Consider the following 17,532-nt stretch of genomic DNA (forward strand, 5'->3'; position numbering starts at 1 on the left):
CGTACTTGCAGTATCAATACGTCTTGCGCAGTCACGGGTTCGCCAGCGATTTGCGAAATTGCACTCCACTTGACCACCCGTTTGCATTCGTTCTGACTACCGATTGCATCGGATTTGACTAGCGCCTAATCCGAGCTATGTACGACTACGAGCAACTCTGCTTGCTCGTCAGAAACTGTGCGCAAACGGTGAGATTTCTGCGCATTGAAATGCAGGGCGTCGCCTTCATCCAGGGTCTGCCGTTCGTTACCGAAATCGACTTCGACACGGCCACGAACCACGTAGATGAACTCCTCTCCCAGGTGTTCCTTGAAGGCGGACTGGCCAAACGAGCGTGGCGGATAGACCAGAAATGGCAACAATGCCCGATGGCCAATATGGCGCGCCAGCGGTACGTGAGCCGCTGGTACACCGCCTTCATTGGCCTCGCGCTGCTGGCGTCGAACCAGGCTGTAGCCTTCGGCGGGCACCGCTTCGGTGCTGAACAACTCTTCGGCCTGGGCATTCAATGCCTTGGCCAGTTTGAGCGCCACCGCAATGGAGGGCGAACTCACACCTCGCTCCACCTTCGACAGGTAGCTCTTGGTCAATCCGGTTTGCCCGGCCAGCTGCTCCAGGGTTATCCCCATCTTCTTACGCAAAATTCTCAGCTGTACCGCCATCCAACGCTGTTCCTTGAAAAATAATGACACTTGGCTTGATTATGACACAAGGTGTCATTAGGATCACTCTGTGTCCTTGAGGGTCGTTACAGCGACTCCTTGGCAACTTGAACTGTTTTCGACCAGGTGCTGACCGTGACCACGACCATGCAGACCCCGAAGGATCAACTCGTCACCCTCGCTGAGAAGCAAATGGTGACTGCGCTGATCGATAACGAATATACCCCGAGACAGAAGCTTGCACTCACCTGCCGAATACTTTTTGACGGCGGCCATGATTCAGGGCTGGCCGGGCAGATCACCGCCCGTGCCGAAACGCCGGGCACCTATTATACCCAGCGCCTGGGCTTGGGCTTTGACGAGATTTGCGGGTCGAACCTGCTGGTGGTCGATGAAGACCTCAAGGTGCTTAAGGGGCAGGGCATGGCGAACCCTGCCAATCGCTTTCACAGCTGGCTCTACCGGGCCCGCCCGGATGTGAACTGCATCATCCATACGCACCCACTGCACAGCGCCACGCTGTCGATGCTGGAGGTGCCGCTCGCGGTTTCCCATATGGACATCTGCCCGCTGTTCGACGACTGCGCTTTTCTCAAGGATTGGCCAGGTGTCCCGGTGGGCAATGAAGAAGGCGAGATTATTTCCAAGGCTATCGGCGACAAGCGCGCCATCTTGCTCTCCCACCATGGCTTGCTGATTGCGGGTGGTTCGATTGAAGAGGCCTGCGTGCTGGCGCTGTTGTTCGAACGTGCGGCCAGGATGCAATTGTTGGCCATGAGCGCGGGGGAAATTCGCCCCATTCCCGAAGCGCTGGGCAAAGAAGCTCACGACTGGATCTCCACCCCGAAACGTCACGGTGCTGCATTCAGCTACTACGCACGGCGCGCACTGCGTGCCCATGGCGACTGCCTGGCCTGACCGTACCTCCACTCATTCATAGAAACGGCAAAGGTGCCTGTATGTCTACTTCTGTAATTCGCGGCGTTATCGGCTACACCATCACTCCATTCGCAGTCGACGGCTCACTGGATCTGGTCGCCTTGGGGCAATCCATCGATAGGCTGATCGCTTCCGGCGTGCATGCCATCGCCCCTCTGGGGAGTACCGGAGAGGGCGCTTATCTTTCCGAGAGCGAATGGGAGTCGGTTGTCCGCTTCAGCCAGGAAAAGATTGCTGGTCGAGTTCCGACTGTAGTCAGCGTTTCAGACCTGACCACTGCCCGTACCGTACAGCGTGCCCAACTGGCTGAATCTTGTGGTGCCACGGCTGTGATGGTGCTTGCGGTCTCTTACTGGAAGCTGACTGATACGGAAATTGTCGATCATTTCAAGGCTGTAGGTGCGGCCATCAACATCCCGATCATGCTCTACAACAATCCAGGCACCAGCGGCACTGACCTGTCGGTCGATCTGATCCTGCGCATTCTGAGCGAAGTGAAGAATGTCACCATGGTCAAGGAAAGCACTGGCGACATTCAACGCATGCACCGCCTGTTCAAGGCAACAGATGGCAAGGTGGCCTTCTACAACGGCTGCAACCCGTTGGCCCTGGAGGCCTTGGTTGCCGGTGCCACGGGTTGGTGTACCGCCGCACCCAACCTCATTCCCGAACTGAACCTGGCGCTCTGGCATGCCGTGCAGAGTGGAAAGCTGGAAGAAGCCCGTACGCTGTTTTATCGCCAGTACGAAATGCTGGAATACATCACTCGTCGTGGCCTGCCGACCACTATCAAGGCAGGTTTGAAGATGCAGGGGCTTGACGTCGGCGGCCCCCGCCTTCCACTTCAACCGCTCGATACTCAAGGTTGCATCTTCCTGAAAGGGCTGCTGGACGAGTTGGCATCGTAGTCGCTGGTCGACGCAGCGTAGAGGCGTTCGCTGCCTACAGGGCAGCGAGCGTTGTTATTTTCGTGATTGCGCAAGCGCGATCACCATAGACCTGAATATCTGGAAGCCGAGGGTAAAACGTTGAAAGTCCATTTCGTGATGCACGAGTCCTTCGAAGCACCCGGTGCATTTGAGGACTGGGTAAAAGCTCGCGGTTATCAAGCCACCTATTCCCGCGTCTACCAACATGATGTCCTGCCAGATACCGCAGAATCGTTCGACCTTCTGGTGGTGTTGGGTGGCCCGCAAGATCCGGCGATTACGCTGGAGCAATGCCCGCATTTCAATGCCTTGGCCGAGCGGGAACTCATTAGCAAAGCCATCTCGGCCCGGCGGGCTGTGGTTGGAGTTTGTCTGGGGTCGCAATTGATCGGGGAAGCACTGGGTGCCACTTTTAACCACAGCCCCGAAAAAGAAATTGGCAAATTCCCGATTTATTTAACCCAAGAGGGTTTGGCTAATCCGAAGTTTTCGCACTTCGGGGAAACCCTGGAAGTCGGCCATTGGCACAATGACATGCCAGGGCTCACCCAGGACGCCAGGATCATTGCGTACAGCGAGGGCTGCCCGCGTCAAATCGTCGAGTACAGCAACCTGGTGTACGGCTTTCAATGCCATATGGAACTCACCAAAGACGTCGTGGAACTGCTGATCCAGGCATCGGAGGCGGAACTGATAACGCTCACTGACCGGCGTTTTGTTCAGCAACCAGCCGCGTTGCGGGCTAACGATTACGATGAGATGAACCAGAAACTATTCGTATTTTTGGACAAGCTCGTTGCCGATTACCAGGCCGAGTAACGACTCAAGACAACGTCGCTGTTTTGGAGGCAGCGGCGTTTGTGTGCCAGCTACGACAGGCCGCTATATTGGGTCGTTCTCTGCCAGTCATGGCCGTGCAAATAATCAGGCTTTGGCTGCAACGTATTCCGGGTAGTCGGTGTAACCCTTGGCAATGCGATCGCTGACACCGTAGTAAGTCGCGCGGTCACCCTCTGCCAGTGGCCAGCCGTTCTGCATGCGCTCCACCAGATCGGGGTTGGCGATGTAGGCCGTACCGAAGGCGATCAAGTCGAGTTCACCTTTAACCAGTTCCGACTCAGCGAGGGCTTGGGTGAACCCACCGGCGGCCATCAAGGTACCCTTGTAGGCTTCACGGAACGCAGCGCTGAAACCAGGCGGCGTTTGCGCGGCGACGATGGTCGGTTGGTAGTTCAGGTGGACGTAGGCCAGTTCGCGTTCATTAAGCGCTGCCGCCATGCTCATCCAGGTTTCTGCTTCACCTTCGTACACGCCAAAGTCATACAGGCGGCCAAACGGCGAGAACCGTACGCCAATCTTCGAGCCGCCGATTTCGGCAGAAATCGCGTCAATGGTTTCCAGCAGAAAGCGCTGGCGATTGGCGATCGAGCCACCGTACTGGTCGGTACGGGTGTTCAAGGCGCTGCTGAGGAACTGATCGAACAGGAACCCGTTGGCAGCCATGATTTCTATACCGTCAAAACCAGCCTCCATCGCCATGCGCGCCGACTTCACAAAGTCAGCGATGACACGTTTCACTTCATCCGTTTCCAATGCACGGGGCGCGCTGGGTTGCACAGGACCGGATTCGCCAGGCTCGATCCAGGCATATACCGTGGTATCGACCGCCGGCTGAGTACCCGAAGAAACCGGAACCATGCCATGCACCGAAATATGGGACATACGGCCAACGTGCCATAACTGCGCGAAGATCTTCCCGCCCTTGGCATGCACCGCGTCGGTGACCTGACGCCAGCCTGGCAAGTGTTCGTCGGCATAAATACCTGGGGTGTACAGGTAGCCACGGGCTTCGTCGGAAATCGGCAGGCCTTCGGTAATCAGCAGACCAGCAGAAGCACGCTGTGCGTAATACAGCGCGGTGAACTCGTCAGGGATGTTGTCCAGGGTCCGGGTGCGGGTCATTGGGGCCATGACGACCCGGTTTTTCAGCGCAGTACCGGACAGATCGTAAGGGGTGAGCAGCTTATTCATGATTAGTCTCGAAGTCGTTAACAGGTTGAAAGTCAGCGTTTGATTTACGACTTGTCGAATGCGTCCAGCACATGTGTGCTGTACACCAACGCGGCACCGGCGTTCATGTTGATTGCCACGCCCAGCGCTTCGGCGACTTCTTCACTGGTGACGCCAAGTTTCTTGGCTTCGGCGGCGTGGAAGGCGATGCAACCGTCGCAGCGGGTGGTCACGGCCACGGCGAGGGAGATCAGTTCCCGGGTCTTCGCGTCCAGGTGATTGGTCTTGCCGCCGGCAGCGCCGAGCGACGCCATGCCTTTCATTGTTTCCGGAGACAGGCCGTTTAGTTCTACCAGGCGAGTATTGATGTCTTTGCGGGTTTGCTTCCAATCGTGCATGGGATTCTCACAGGGATGGTGTTGATTGCAGTTATTTAAAACTTGCTAATAAACTACCATCCAGTTGGTAGGCAAACAAAGTGCTCGTGCTGATGTTCACTATCAACGCAATTTCGCTTGACCTGCAAGCGCTTGCGGCGCGCATCGGGGGAGGACAACGATGGGGTAGTTGCCGAATGAGGTCAGTCCTTCCCGGCCATCAGGTTTGACGTATCTCAGGCGCCAGCCTTTGCGGCCATTGGGTTGGACTGGAAGGTAAAGGCCGTCGCCGTCGAAAAGGTTGTAGGCGCGGTCGGTGGGCTTGGCCGAACGGCAAGCGGCGTCGGAGAGTGGGGCAGTAGTGCGCGACATAAGGGTGCTCCCTTTTATCGAACTGACCTTTATCCCAGGCTCTACCCTTGAAACGGCTGGTACCCACCGCAATGCTGTTCAGTTAAGGAAATTGTAGGAGCGAGCTTGCTCCGGGCGGCGTTCCGACGATGGACTCAAGAGCGCCGCGTTTAACCAGTAAATACGCGTTATCGTTAACGGCCATCGCGAGCAAGCTCGCTCCTACAGAGACAACATTCGCTTAACTGAACAGAATTGTGGTACCCACCGGGATGCCACGGAACGCCAAAACGAAAAAACCCGCCTGAGAAGGCGGGTTTTTCGGTGGTTTCAGAGATTTTGAAAGCTTTCTCTGGAACCTTGTCTGGCTCCACGACCTGGACTCGAACCAGGGACCCAGTGATTAACAGTCACTTGCTCTACCAACTGAGCTATCGCGGAATGGCGCGTATCTTACTGATTCAAAAAGAGAAGTCAAGCAATGAATGACAATTGGAGCGAATCATTGGGACGGGCGGTGGTTTAGCGGCGATTGGCGGTTACCAGGATCGCCCCAGAGGTCTACCATGGCCGCCCGGAAGTGGTGACACGCGCTGCCGGCCATTCGCCGAAAAGGTACGCGCCATGAATCATTTGACCCTCACACCTCGACACCACGGGGTGCACCCATGAGCATCGCTCAGATCAGCCTGCCCAAAGGTGTCGGCCCCCACGCCGAAAAGTTGTTCGACGCCATCACTCAGGCCGGCACCGCTGAAGCATTGAACCGCGCGGGTGGCAAGGCGGAAGGCTTCGTCCTCGGGCTGGAAAGCACCAAGGCGATCAAGAGTCAGATCGCCGAATCGCTCTACGTCGCCTATGACGACGCTGCCAGCCAGCGTGCGACCGAACTGGCTTAACCGCCGAAGGTAATCGTGCCAAGCATCAGTTTGGCGTAGAGCGCCGTGGCCCCCATTTGCACCAGCCACAGGGCCAAGCCGCCGAGAAACACACCAGCGGCCACTTGCATCACCAGGTTGTTGCCGCGCTTTGTCGGGGGGCGGGGGATGAAGTGATCCAGGTCATCCAGGTCATCGCGGTCGGCGCGAAGGTCATCGTTTTTCATGTGGGTTCTCGAAACATCCGGGTGAAGACAACCTGTAGGAGCTGGCTTGCCAGCGAAGAGGCCATAACGGTCAACATTGATGTTGGTGGATCGACCGCCATCGCCGGCAAGCCGGCTCCTACAGGGTAGATGTGTGCAGTTTAGAGGGGTGGGACAAGGCTTTGAGATTTATCTGCGACAAATAAAAAACGGGAAGCCCCATGGCTTCCCGTTTTTCGTATCACGACGCGATTCAGATCACCTGAACGATGGCATCCGTAACGGCCTTGATGTTGCTCTGGTTCAGCGCGGCCACGCAGATGCGGCCGGTGTCCAGGGCGTAGATGCCGAACTCGTTGCGCAAGCGGTGAACCTGCTCAACGCTCAAGCCGGAGTACGAGAACATGCCGCACTGACGACCGACGAAGCTGAAATCGCGCTGAGGCGCTTTTTGTGCCAGCAGATCGACCATCTGGGTGCGCATGCCACGAATGCGCAGGCGCATCTCGGCCAGTTCGGCTTCCCACTGGGCGCGCAGTTCCGGGCTGTTCAGTACGGCAGCAACAACGCTGGCGCCGTGGGTCGGTGGGTTGGAGTAGTTGGTGCGGATCACGCGTTTGACTTGCGACAGCACGCGCGCGCTTTCTTCTTTCGATTCGCTGACGATCGACAGGGCCCCAACGCGCTCGCCGTACAGCGAGAACGACTTGGAGAACGAGCTGGACGCGAAGAAAGTCAGGCCCGATTCAGCAAACAGGCGTACGGCAGCGGCATCTTCGTCGATGCCATCGCCGAAACCTTGATACGCCATGTCGAGGAATGGTACGTGGCCTTTGGCTTTAACGACTTCCAGGACGTTTTTCCAGTCGGCCGGGCTCAGGTCCACGCCAGTCGGGTTGTGGCAGCAGGCGTGCAGCACAATGATCGAGCCGTTTGGCAGCGCGTTCAGGTCTTCCAGCATGCCGGTACGATTCACGTCGTGGGTCGCGGCGTCGTAGTAACGGTAGTTCTGTACCGGGAAACCGGCGGTTTCGAACAGCGCGCGGTGGTTTTCCCAGCTCGGATCGCTGATTGCCACAACGGCGTTCGGCAGCAGTTGCTTGAGGAAGTCGGCACCGATTTTCAGTGCGCCAGTACCGCCGACGGCCTGGGTGGTGATTACGCGGCCAGCGGCGATCAGCGGCGAGTCATTGCCGAACAGCAATTTCTGCACGGCCTGGTCGTAGGCAGCGATGCCGTCGATTGGCAGGTAGCCACGGGAAACGTGTTGAGCGGCGCGAATGGTTTCGGCTTCGACAACGGCGCGCAGGAGTGGAATTCGCCCCTCCTCGTTGCAGTAAACACCGACCCCCAGGTTGACCTTGTTGGTACGGGTATCGGCGTTGAATGCTTCGTTGAGGCCCAGGATTGGATCGCGTGGTGCCATTTCGACAGCGGAGAACAGGCTCATTATTGCGGCGGCTCTGAATGGAGAGTGGAGGGACGTGTCGCGCTCCAGCCGAATGCACTAGAGCGGTGCACAAACGGGGAGCTAGTATAGAGGCCATCGGCGATTGCTGGCGACAGGCGAATCAGCATTTCGGGTAAGTTTTTCCGATTATTTATCGACCGTTAGTCGAATGGCGTCGGCAAAGGTTTAGCGCGATGTAGGACGTTTGCCTTGAAAGCGCTGGCAATCGGCTCCACATTGAGCACAATCCAGTTTTTTCCTTGGGCGACATCGGTCGTTTGCGGTCTTTCTCGTTCGTGCCGGTTTTGCCGGCAAGAGTGATCCAGAGGTATTTCATGTCTGAATTCCAGCTAGTCACCCGTTTCGAGCCCGCCGGCGATCAGCCGGAAGCCATCCGCCTGATGGTCGAGGGTATCGAGGCCGGGCTGGCGCACCAGACGCTGCTCGGTGTGACCGGCTCGGGCAAGACCTTCAGCATCGCCAATGTGATCGCCCAGGTGCAGCGCCCAACTCTGGTGCTGGCGCCGAACAAGACCCTGGCGGCGCAGTTGTACGGTGAGTTCAAGGCGTTCTTCCCGAACAACGCGGTGGAGTATTTCGTTTCCTACTACGACTACTACCAGCCCGAAGCCTATGTGCCGTCGTCGGACACCTTCATCGAGAAAGACGCCTCGATCAACGACCACATCGAACAGATGCGTCTGTCGGCGACCAAGGCATTGCTTGAGCGCAAGGATGCGATCATCGTCACCACGGTGTCCTGCATCTACGGTCTGGGCAGCCCGGAAACCTATTTGAAGATGGTGTTGCACGTGGATCGCGGCGACCGGCTCGATCAGCGTGAATTGCTGCGACGCCTGGCCGACCTGCAATACACCCGCAACGACATGGATTTTGCCCGCGCGACCTTCCGCGTGCGTGGCGATGTGATCGATATCCACCCGGCGGAATCCGATTTCGAGGCGATCCGCATCGAGCTGTTCGACGATGAAGTGGAAAGCCTGTCGGCGTTCGATCCGCTGACCGGCGAAGTCATTCGCAAACTGCCGCGTTTCACCTTCTACCCGAAGAGCCACTACGTGACGCCACGGGAAACCCTGATGGGCGCGGTCGAAGGGATCAAGGTCGAGTTGCAGGAGCGCCTGGAATACTTGCGCTCCAACAACAAACTGGTGGAAGCCCAGCGCCTGGAGCAGCGCACCCGTTTCGACCTGGAGATGATTCTCGAACTGGGTTACTGCAACGGCATCGAAAACTACTCGCGCTATCTGTCCGGTCGTGAAGCCGGCGCGGCGCCACCAACCCTTTACGATTACCTGCCGGCCGATGCCTTGCTGGTGATCGACGAGTCCCACGTCAGCGTTCCGCAGGTTGGCGCCATGTACAAGGGCGACCGCTCGCGCAAGGAAACCCTGGTCGAATACGGTTTCCGCCTGCCTTCGGCCCTGGACAACCGGCCGATGCGTTTCGATGAGTGGGAAAGCATCAGCCCACAGACGATTTTCGTCTCGGCGACCCCCGGCAACTACGAAGCCGAACACGCCGGGCGCGTCATTGACATGGTGGTGCGCCCGACCGGGCTGGTGGACCCGCAAATCGAGATCCGCCCGGCACTGACCCAGGTCGACGACTTGCTGTCGGAAATCAGCAAGCGCGTCGCAGTCGAGGAGCGGGTGCTCGTCACCACGCTGACCAAGCGCATGGCCGAGGATTTGACCGATTACCTGGCGGATCACGGCGTGCGCGTGCGTTATCTGCACTCGGACATCGACACCGTGGAGCGGGTCGAGATCATCCGCGACCTGCGCCTCGGCACCTTCGATGTGCTGGTGGGCATCAACCTGTTGCGTGAAGGTCTGGACATGCCGGAAGTCTCGCTGGTAGCGATCCTCGATGCCGACAAGGAAGGCTTCCTGCGTTCCGAGCGCTCACTGATCCAGACCATTGGGCGCGCGGCACGTAACCTCAATGGCCGGGCGATTCTTTATGCCGACCGCATTACCGGATCCATGGAACGGGCGATCGGTGAAACCGAGCGCCGTCGCGACAAGCAGATCGCCTTCAACCTGGCCAATGGCATCACGCCCAAAGGCGTGTTCAAGGACGTTGCCGACATCATGGAAGGCGCCACCGTGCCCGGTTCGCGCAGCAAGAAGCGCAAAGGCATGGCCAAGGCCGCCGAGGAAAACGCCCGATACGAGGCCGAATTGCGCTCGCCGGGCGAGATCGCCAAGCGCATTAAAGCCCTGGAAGAGAAGATGTACCAGCTCGCCCGCGACCTGGAGTTCGAAGCGGCGGCGCAGATGCGCGACGAGATTGCCAAGTTGCGCGAAAGACTTCTGACGGTCTGACACAAACCCTGTAGGAGCGAGCTTGCTCCGGGCGGCGTTCCGACGATGGTCGTCAACGATAACGCTAAAAACCTGACACGCTGCGGCGTTCTCGGGTTTTTCGCGAGCGAGCTCGCTCCTACAGGTAGAGTGGTGAGTCAATGCGCTTCGCCAGCCTTCAACCCCTCCGGCAATTTCCTGGTCAGCAACACCGCCACCATGCTGATCCCCAGCGCGATCCCGACAAAATGAAACGCATCGTTATAGGCCATGATCGACGCCTGTTGATGCGCGATCTCGCTGAGTTTGCCCAGTGCCGCCGTTTCACTGCCCAGTCGGTCGGTCAACGAGGTAATGCGCTCGGCCACCTGCGGATTGCTCGGCACGATGGATTCACGCAGGTAGTCAAAGTACACCTTGGCCCGCGCATCCAGCAGCGTGGCGAGCAGGGCGATGCCGATGGCGCCGCCGAGGTTGCGCAGGATGTTGAACAGGCTCGATGCCGATCCCGCATCCTGGGGCAGGATGTAGGCGGTCGCGATCAGCGAGATGGTGACCATGATCAGCGGCTGGCCCAGGGCGCGGATGATCTGGATCTGATTGAACTGTGGCCCGGCAAAGTCCGGGTTCAGCACGCCCGAAGAGAAGCTCGCCAACCCGAATAGCCCGAAGCCCAGCGTGCACAGCCATTTTGGCGAGACGAACTTCATCAGCTTGGGCACCAGTGGAATCAGAAACAGCTGCGGCACGCCCATCCACATGATCACTTCGCCAATCTGCAGGGCGTTGTAGTTCTGGATCTGCGCCAGGTACAGCGGCAGCAGGTAGATCGAGCCGTACAACCCGACCCCCATTCCGACGCTGGAAATACTGGATAGCCCGAAGTTGCGGTTGCCGAGGATGCCGAGATTGATCAGCGGATTGGGTTTGGAAAACTGCACGATCACAAAGGTGATCAGGCTGACCAGCGCGATGCTGCCCAGGGTCACGATCAGGTTCGACTCCAGCCAGTCCTTGCGATGGCCTTCCTCCAGAAAAACCTGCAAACAACCAAGCCCGACGCCGAGAGTGAGAATGCCGGCGTAGTCGGTGCTTTTGAGCAACTCCCAGTGCGCTTCTTTCTTCTCCAGGCCGTACATCAGGCCGGCGATCATGATCAGGCCGGGCGGGACGTTGATGTAGAAGATGTATTCCCAGCCCCAGTTTTCCGTCAGCCAGCCGCCGAGGGTCGGGCCGATGGAGGGGGCGAAGGTGGCGGTCATGGCGAACATGGCCATGCCCTTGGCGCGGTGGTGTTCCGGGAGTTTGATCAGGGTCAGGGTGAATGCCAGCGGGATCAGCGCGCCGCCGGTAAAGCCCTGCAAGGCGCGAAACATGATCATGCTTTCCAGGCTCCAGGCCATGGAGCAGAGCAGGGAGGCCGCTAGAAACCCGAGGGACACCCACACGGCAAGCCGTCGCGCCGACAGCAACTGCACCAGCCAGGCGGTGAGCGGGATCATGATGATTTCCGCCACCAGGTACGAGGTGGAGATCCACGAACCTTCTTCCAGGGTCGCCGACAGCGCGCCCTGGATGTCCTTGAGCGAGGAGTTGGTGATCTGGATGTCCAGCACCGCCATGAAGGCGCCGAGCATCACGCTCATCACCGCAATCCAGTCCCGCCGGGTCGGTTCGCCGATCGGGCGGATCAGTTGATCACCGGCCATTGTCAGCGGCGTCTTTGCTGCTCACTTTGCTGGTGACATCTTCAGGCGCGTCCTTGATGTTCACCTTGGCGGTCACTGACATGCCCGGACGAATCTTGCCGCGCAACGGGTTGTCCGCGGCGAAGGTCAGTTTTACCGGAATCCGTTGTACGACCTTGGTGAAGTTGCCCGTGGCATTGTCCGGCGGCAACAGGCTGAACTGCGCCCCCGAGGCGGCGAACAGGCTGTCGACCCGGGCTTCGATAGGGGTGTCGCTGTAGGCGTCGAAGGTCAGCTCGGCTTTCTGGCCGGGCTGCATGTGGCCGATCTGGGTTTCCTTGAAATTGGCCTGAATCCAGATGTCTTCATCCGGCACGATCGATAACAGGTAAGCGCCGGCCTGCACGTATTGGCCTTCGCGGGCTGCACGCTGGCCGATCAGGCCGCTGATAGGTGCGTGGATTTCGCTGCGGGTCAGGTTCAGTTCTGCCTGGGCGAGGTCGGTCCTGGCGTTGGCGATCTGCGCGTCGAGGCGTTTGATCTCGGCGGTCAGTGCATTGACCTGCTGGCGCTGACTTTGCGCGTCGGCCTGGGCCTTGGCCACTTGCGAGCGGGCAATGTGGGATTCGGCGGAGAGGGTGGTCACCCGTTCTTCCGAGACATAACCGGGTTTGCGCAAGGTCTCGGCGCGGGTCAGGTCGATCTGCGAACGGCCCAGGCTGACCTGGCTGGACGCGACTTGCGCTTCGCTGGCGGCAATCAGGCTGGCCTGCTGGGTCAGTTTGCTCTGGGCTTGCAGGCGCTCGGCCTGGCGGGTGGCCAGGGCGGCATTGGCGCGGTCGACAGCGAGGCGGAAGTCGTCGCCTTCGAGTTTGACCAGCAACTGGCCTTTCTCGACATGCTGGTTGTCCTGCACCAGCACCTGATCGATACGCGCGCCCAATTGGCTCGACACACGGGTGATCTCGCCCTGGACATAAGCGTTGTCGGTGCTTTCATAAAAGCGCCCCTTTAAAAACCAGTGGGCAAACAGGCCCCCGGCAATCAACAGGATGATCAGCAGGAAAAAGGACAGGCGACGCTTGAGTTGGGCAGGCATGGGGAAAACTGTAGTCGAGAAATTGTAAGGGAAGTTATCAGCAGGTGAATCTGGCATACAGCCGATAAACGGTAAATGCCGTCGGCCGATATCCGCGGCATACGGGCGTTACAGCCGCAACCTTGGCTTAAATGCCCTGTTCGCTGGAGCCGGGCGGGTGTCGCCTGTTACCATTCGCGCCTTGTTTGAACTTTGCTTTTTTCTTTTCGAGACATGCCATGACCACCGTCCGCACTCGCATCGCGCCATCGCCTACCGGGGATCCCCACGTAGGTACCGCTTACATCGCCTTGTTCAACTACTGCTTTGCCAAGCAGCACGGCGGTGAGTTCATCCTGCGGATCGAAGACACCGACCAACTGCGCTCGACCCGCGAGTCCGAACAGCAGATTTTCGACGCCTTGCGCTGGCTCGGCATCGAATGGAGCGAAGGCCCTGACGTCGGCGGCCCGCACGGTCCATACCGTCAAAGCGAGCGCGGCGATATTTATCAGAAGTATTGCCAGCAACTGGTCGACCTGGGCCATGCGTTCCCGTGCTTCTGCACCGCCGAAGAACTGGACCAGATGCGCGCCGAGCAGATGGCCCGTGGCGAAACCCCGCGCTACGACGGCCGCGCGCTGCTGCTGTCCAAGGAAGAAGTCGCCCGTCGCCTGGCCGCTGGTGAGCCCCACGTTATCCGCATGAAGGTGCCGAGCGAAGGCGTCTGCGTGGTGCCGGACATGCTGCGCGGTGACGTTGAAATCCCGTGGGACCGCATGGACATGCAAGTTCTGATGAAGACCGACGGCCTGCCGACGTACTTCCTGGCGAACGTGGTCGACGATCACCTGATGGGCATCACCCATGTCTTGCGCGGCGAAGAGTGGCTGCCATCGGCACCGAAGCTGATCCTGCTTTACGAGTACTTCGGCTGGGAACAACCGGAGCTGTGCTACATGCCGCTGCTGCGTAACCCGGACAAGAGCAAGCTGTCCAAGCGCAAGAACCCGACTTCGGTGACGTTCTACGAGCGCATGGGCTTCATGCCCGAAGCGATGCTCAACTACCTGGGCCGCATGGGCTGGTCGATGCCGGACGAGCGCGAGAAGTTCTCGTTGCAGGAAATGGTCGACAACTTCGATCTGAAGCGCGTGTCCCTCGGCGGGCCGATCTTCGACATCGAGAAACTGTCCTGGCTCAACGGTCAGTGGCTGCGTGACCTGCCGGTGGAAGAGTTCGCTGCGCGCGTGCAGAAGTGGGCGTTCAATTCCGATTACATGATGAAGATCGCACCGCACGTGCAGGGCCGCGTCGAAACCTTCAGCCAGGTGGCACCGCTGGCCGGGTTCTTCTTTGCCGGTGGCGTGAACCCCGATGCCAGGCTGTTCGAATCCAAGAAGCTGTCGGGCGATCAGGTCCGCCAGTTGATGCAGTTGATCCTGTGGAAGCTCGAAAGCCTGCGTCAGTGGGAGAAGGACAGCATCACCGCAACCATTCAGGCGGTGGTCGAGTCCCTGGAGCTGAAGCTGCGTGATGCCATGCCGCTGATGTTCGCTGCGATCACCGGCCAGGCCAGTTCGGTGTCGGTGCTCGATGCGATGGAAATCCTCGGGCCGGACCTGACCCGTTTCCGTCTGCGCCAAGCGATCGACCTGCTGGGCGGTGTGTCGAAGAAAGAAAACAAAGAGTGGGAAAAGCTGTTGGGCGCTATCGCTTAAGCGCTTGCGGTCTACTGTAGGAGCTGCCGAAGGCTGCGATCTTTTGATCTTGTTTTCAAAAAGCAAAGCCAAAAGATCGCAGGCTGCGCCAGCTCCTACAGGTCTGCGTTGGTTGCAAACCTCCCGGATTTTCCGGGGGAGGGCGGTAAGTGATTGTTATGTCGGCAAAAAATTTTAAATTTTTTGAAAAATAAGTTTGACAGGCTTTCGATACACCCTTAAGATTCGCCCCGTCCTCAGCGATGACATCAACGATGAGGGGCTATAGCTCAGCTGGGAGAGCGCTTGCATGGCATGCAAGAGGTCGACGGTTCGATCCCGTCTAGCTCCACCAATTTACACTTCAAGGCCTGGCCACACCGGTCTTGAAGCGATCAACACTCAGCGTTGATCTGTTGTATAGAAGGGTTTGCGTCCCCTTCGTCTAGTGGCCTAGGACACCGCCCTTTCACGGCGGTAACAGGGGTTCGAGTCCCCTAGGGGACGCCAGTTTTACAGAAGCGATGTTGCAAGATGTCGCTCCGCCGCGAGGCGAAAAATCCGGGGCTATAGCTCAGCTGGGAGAGCGCCTGCATGGCATGCAGGAGGTCAGCGGTTCGATCCCGCTTAGCTCCACCAATTTTACAGTTCAAGGTCTGGCCACACCGGCCTTGAATCGATCAGCTCTCAGCACTGATCAGTTGTATAGAAGGGTTTGTGTCCCCTTCGTCTAGTGGCCTAGGACACCGCCCTTTCACGGCGGTAACAGGGGTTCGAGTCCCCTAGGGGACGCCACGATTACCCGCTCTGCGGGATTTATAAGGGTCATTCAATTATTGAATGGCCCTTTTGTTTGTCTGGCGTTTGGCCAAATTCCTCCATTTCCCAAAAAACTGTTCTTCAGACCAGCGGTCACACCCATGACTTGCTAAAATTTATTATGAGAATAATATTTCAATCGTAATATTCGGAGGCGACGATGAACGATAAAAAAGCTCAAACCCGCGAACGCATCCTCAAGGCTGCCAGCGCAGCGCTGATTCAGCGCGGCCCGGCCGAGCCAAGCGTGGGCGAAGTGATGGGCGCGGCGGGCCTGACGGTCGGCGGCTTCTACGCACACTTCGAAAGCAAGGACGCGATGATGCTGGAGGCGTTCAAGCAATTGCTCGGTCACCGCCGCGACCTGATTGCCGACATGGACGCGGAGTTGACCGGCGAAGAGCGCCGCACTCTGGTGGCAGCGTTTTACCTGTCGCGCAAGCACCGTGATTCCTCCGAATCGGCGTGCCCGATCCCGGCATCGGTCGGTGAACTGGGACGGCTGCCGGAAGCGTTTCGTATTGCATTGAATGAACACGTCGAAATGATGGTCGCGCAGTTGGCGGCCAGTCCTGAAGAAACCGAAAAAGCCCTGGCCGATATGGCCTTGATGGTGGGTGGGCTGGCTCTGGCGCGGGCGCTGGGGCCGGGAGAGTTGTCCGATCGATTACTGCGCGCCGCCAAATCGGCAGTGCGTTGACCTGAAGGCTGCGGCCTGAGGAGAATGCGATGAGCGCGTTAAAGTGGGTTCGTGGCGTTAATGGCACCTTGGGCTGGTTTGCCCCGAAACTGGTCGCTAGCAAAATGCGACTGGCCTTCATGACACCGCGGGATCTGCCGCCCCGTGACTGGGAGCTGCCGCTGTTGGCGAGGTCCGAGCGGATCACCTTGCGTTTCGGCCTCTCGGCGTTGCGTTGGGGGCAAGGCCCGGCCGTGTTGCTGATGCACGGTTGGGAAGGGCGGCCAACGCAGTTTGCCAGCCTGATCACGGCGTTGGTCGATGCCGGTTACTCCGTGGTCGCGCTGGATGGTCCGGCTCATGGGCGCTCGCCGGGCAGCGAGGCGAATGTGGTGCTCTTTGCGCGTGCCATGCTCGAAGCCGCCGCCGAACTGCCGCCACTGCAAGCGGTCATCGGCCACTCCATGGGGGGCGCCAGTGCGATGCTAGCGGTGCAGTTGGGCCTGCGCACGGAAACCCTGGTCTGCATCGCTGCCCCGGCGCGGATTCTTGGTGTGTTGCGTGGGTTCGCCCGCTACGTCGGACTGCCACCAAAAGCCCGTTCGGCGTTCATTCGCCAGGTCGAGCAAGACGTCGGCATGCGCGCCGCGACGCTGGATGTCGCACACTATCAACTCGACATGCCCGGACTGATTGTCCACGCCGAAGACGACAATCTTGTCTCTGTGAAGGAATCCCAGCTGATTCACGAAGCGTGGTTCGACAGCCGTTTGCTGCGCCTGCAAGAAGGTGGGCATCAGCGGGTGCTGGCTGACCCTCGGGTGATTGATGGCGTGTTATCACTGCTGGCCGGTCGCCGTCTGCAATCGCGCCAATCCGCTTGAGCATCCGTTACACTGCCCTGGTCGAAATTATCTGACCAGGGAGTCGGGCATGGGCTGGGATCGGGAAACGCCATTTATCATTGATCTGCAAGTGGACGCCGAGGACATTGACGGGTTGGGGCACGCGAACAACGCGGTCTACGTGACCTGGCTCGAACGCTGTGCCTGGCGCCACTCCCAACGCCTTGGCCTGGACCTGGTCGAATACCGGCGGCTGGACCGGGCGATGGCAGTGGTGCGCCACGAGATCGATTACCTGGCGGCAGCCTATGAAGGCGATGAGTTGCAATTGGCGACCTGGATTGTCGATTGGGATCAGCGCCTGAGAATGACCCGGCATTTCCAGTTGAAGCGACCCAGCGACAATTCGACCTTGCTGCGCGCGCAAACCACCTTCGTCTGTATCGAGCTGTCCAGCGGCAAGCCCAAGCGCATGCCGGCGGAGTTTATCGAGGGCTATGCTCCGGCATTGCTATCGCTCTAACCAATGTAGGAGCGAGCTCGCTCGCGAAAAACCTGAGACCGCCGCGGGGCGTCAGGCTGGTCGCGTTA

At 58.9% G+C, this 17,532-nt stretch carries 16 protein-coding genes, 5 tRNA genes and 1 pseudogene; 13 read left to right on the plus strand and 9 right to left on the minus strand.

Annotated features, from left to right (window positions below; all coding sequences use genetic code 11):
• Nucleotides 1–125 precede the first annotated feature (125 nt).
• Nucleotides 126–662 carry a helix-turn-helix domain-containing protein gene (locus AC1DKH_RS17720; RefSeq protein WP_108217810.1) on the minus strand — a complete coding sequence of 179 codons (537 nt, stop codon included), beginning with the start codon at nucleotides 660–662 and terminating at the stop codon, nucleotides 126–128.
• Nucleotides 663–797: 135 nt separating this feature from the next.
• Here AC1DKH_RS17720 and AC1DKH_RS17725 point away from each other — a divergent pair, with 135 nt between their 5' ends.
• The 3 genes from AC1DKH_RS17725 to AC1DKH_RS17735 all read left to right on the plus strand — a co-directional run bounded on the left by AC1DKH_RS17725 (nucleotide 798) and on the right by AC1DKH_RS17735 (nucleotide 3,349).
• Nucleotides 798–1,580 carry an aldolase gene (locus AC1DKH_RS17725; protein WP_218428878.1) on the plus strand — a complete coding sequence of 261 codons (783 nt, stop codon included), beginning with the start codon at nucleotides 798–800 and terminating at the stop codon, nucleotides 1,578–1,580.
• 41 nt (nucleotides 1,581–1,621) lie between these two features.
• Entirely contained in the window at nucleotides 1,622–2,509 is an 888-nt protein-coding gene (locus AC1DKH_RS17730; protein WP_477798782.1) for a dihydrodipicolinate synthase family protein, read from the plus strand.
• A gap of 66 nt (nucleotides 2,510–2,575) precedes the next feature.
• On the plus strand, nucleotides 2,576–3,349 hold the full coding sequence (locus AC1DKH_RS17735) for a type 1 glutamine amidotransferase (RefSeq protein WP_477798783.1): 774 nt from the start codon (nucleotides 2,576–2,578) through the stop codon (nucleotides 3,347–3,349).
• A 105-nt stretch (nucleotides 3,350–3,454) separates the two neighbouring features.
• On the opposite strand, the gene AC1DKH_RS17740 is transcribed toward AC1DKH_RS17735, so the two are convergent.
• The 4 genes and pseudogenes from AC1DKH_RS17740 to AC1DKH_RS17755 form a co-directional block, all read right to left on the minus strand.
• Entirely contained in the window at nucleotides 3,455–4,561 is a 1,107-nt protein-coding gene (locus AC1DKH_RS17740; protein WP_477798784.1) for an alkene reductase, read from the minus strand.
• Between the two features lie 44 nt (nucleotides 4,562–4,605).
• Nucleotides 4,606–4,938: a carboxymuconolactone decarboxylase family protein gene (locus tag AC1DKH_RS17745; protein ID WP_477798785.1), complete on the minus strand. Its 333-nt coding sequence runs from the start codon at nucleotides 4,936–4,938 to the stop codon at nucleotides 4,606–4,608.
• A gap of 101 nt (nucleotides 4,939–5,039) precedes the next feature.
• Nucleotides 5,040–5,289 (minus strand): annotated as a pseudogene (locus AC1DKH_RS17750) (integrase arm-type DNA-binding domain-containing protein); the annotation flags it as partial.
• 344 nt (nucleotides 5,290–5,633) lie between these two features.
• Nucleotides 5,634–5,709 (minus strand) — tRNA-Asn (locus AC1DKH_RS17755).
• Between the two features lie 227 nt (nucleotides 5,710–5,936).
• On the opposite strand from AC1DKH_RS17755, the gene AC1DKH_RS17760 reads away from it, so the two are divergent.
• Nucleotides 5,937–6,167 carry a hypothetical protein gene (locus AC1DKH_RS17760; RefSeq protein WP_477798786.1) on the plus strand — a complete coding sequence of 77 codons (231 nt, stop codon included), beginning with the start codon at nucleotides 5,937–5,939 and terminating at the stop codon, nucleotides 6,165–6,167.
• On the opposite strand, the gene AC1DKH_RS17765 is transcribed toward AC1DKH_RS17760, so the two are convergent.
• Nucleotides 6,164–6,373, minus strand: a complete 210-nt coding sequence (locus AC1DKH_RS17765) for a hypothetical protein (RefSeq protein ID WP_477754977.1) — start codon at nucleotides 6,371–6,373, stop codon at nucleotides 6,164–6,166. The two genes, AC1DKH_RS17760 and AC1DKH_RS17765, sit on opposite strands and share 4 nt — an antisense overlap.
• 232 nt (nucleotides 6,374–6,605) lie before the next feature.
• Nucleotides 6,606–7,802: an amino acid aminotransferase gene (locus AC1DKH_RS17770; RefSeq protein ID WP_477763500.1), complete on the minus strand. Its 1,197-nt coding sequence runs from the start codon at nucleotides 7,800–7,802 to the stop codon at nucleotides 6,606–6,608.
• Nucleotides 7,803–8,137: 335 nt separating this feature from the next.
• Here AC1DKH_RS17770 and uvrB point away from each other — a divergent pair, with 335 nt between their 5' ends.
• Nucleotides 8,138–10,153 carry an excinuclease ABC subunit UvrB gene (uvrB, locus tag AC1DKH_RS17775; RefSeq protein ID WP_477798787.1) on the plus strand — a complete coding sequence of 672 codons (2,016 nt, stop codon included), beginning with the start codon at nucleotides 8,138–8,140 and terminating at the stop codon, nucleotides 10,151–10,153.
• Nucleotides 10,154–10,290: 137 nt separating this feature from the next.
• Here the strand turns inward: uvrB and AC1DKH_RS17780 are convergent, their stop codons facing one another.
• Both AC1DKH_RS17780 and AC1DKH_RS17785 read right to left on the minus strand, forming a co-directional pair.
• Nucleotides 10,291–11,841 carry an MDR family MFS transporter gene (locus AC1DKH_RS17780; protein ID WP_477798788.1) on the minus strand — a complete coding sequence of 517 codons (1,551 nt, stop codon included), beginning with the start codon at nucleotides 11,839–11,841 and terminating at the stop codon, nucleotides 10,291–10,293.
• Entirely contained in the window at nucleotides 11,831–12,919 is a 1,089-nt protein-coding gene (locus AC1DKH_RS17785) for an HlyD family secretion protein (protein WP_477754972.1), read from the minus strand. Before AC1DKH_RS17785 ends, AC1DKH_RS17780 begins: the two co-directional genes overlap by 11 nt.
• A 218-nt stretch (nucleotides 12,920–13,137) precedes the next feature.
• Between AC1DKH_RS17785 and gltX the strand changes: the two genes are divergently transcribed.
• The 8 genes from gltX (at nucleotide 13,138) to AC1DKH_RS17825 (ending at nucleotide 17,464) form a co-directional block, all read left to right on the plus strand.
• Nucleotides 13,138–14,619, plus strand: a complete 1,482-nt coding sequence (gltX, locus tag AC1DKH_RS17790; RefSeq protein WP_477760802.1) for a glutamate--tRNA ligase — start codon at nucleotides 13,138–13,140, stop codon at nucleotides 14,617–14,619.
• 258 nt (nucleotides 14,620–14,877) lie between these two features.
• Nucleotides 14,878–14,953 (plus strand) — tRNA-Ala (locus tag AC1DKH_RS17795).
• A gap of 79 nt (nucleotides 14,954–15,032) precedes the next feature.
• Nucleotides 15,033–15,108, plus strand: a tRNA-Glu gene (locus AC1DKH_RS17800).
• Nucleotides 15,109–15,161: 53 nt separating this feature from the next.
• Nucleotides 15,162–15,237: transfer RNA gene (locus AC1DKH_RS17805), tRNA-Ala, on the plus strand.
• 80 nt (nucleotides 15,238–15,317) lie between these two features.
• Nucleotides 15,318–15,393: transfer RNA gene (locus tag AC1DKH_RS17810), tRNA-Glu, on the plus strand.
• 184 nt (nucleotides 15,394–15,577) lie between these two features.
• Nucleotides 15,578–16,117 carry a TetR/AcrR family transcriptional regulator gene (locus AC1DKH_RS17815; protein ID WP_477755760.1) on the plus strand — a complete coding sequence of 180 codons (540 nt, stop codon included), beginning with the start codon at nucleotides 15,578–15,580 and terminating at the stop codon, nucleotides 16,115–16,117.
• Nucleotides 16,118–16,146: 29 nt separating this feature from the next.
• Nucleotides 16,147–16,980 carry an alpha/beta fold hydrolase gene (locus AC1DKH_RS17820; protein WP_477798789.1) on the plus strand — a complete coding sequence of 278 codons (834 nt, stop codon included), beginning with the start codon at nucleotides 16,147–16,149 and terminating at the stop codon, nucleotides 16,978–16,980.
• 49 nt (nucleotides 16,981–17,029) lie between these two features.
• Nucleotides 17,030–17,464, plus strand: coding sequence for an acyl-CoA thioesterase (locus AC1DKH_RS17825; RefSeq protein ID WP_477798790.1), 435 nt, complete (start codon nucleotides 17,030–17,032; stop codon nucleotides 17,462–17,464).
• Nucleotides 17,465–17,532 lie beyond the last annotated feature (68 nt).

The organism is Pseudomonas sp. 05L36, assembly GCF_056398125.1.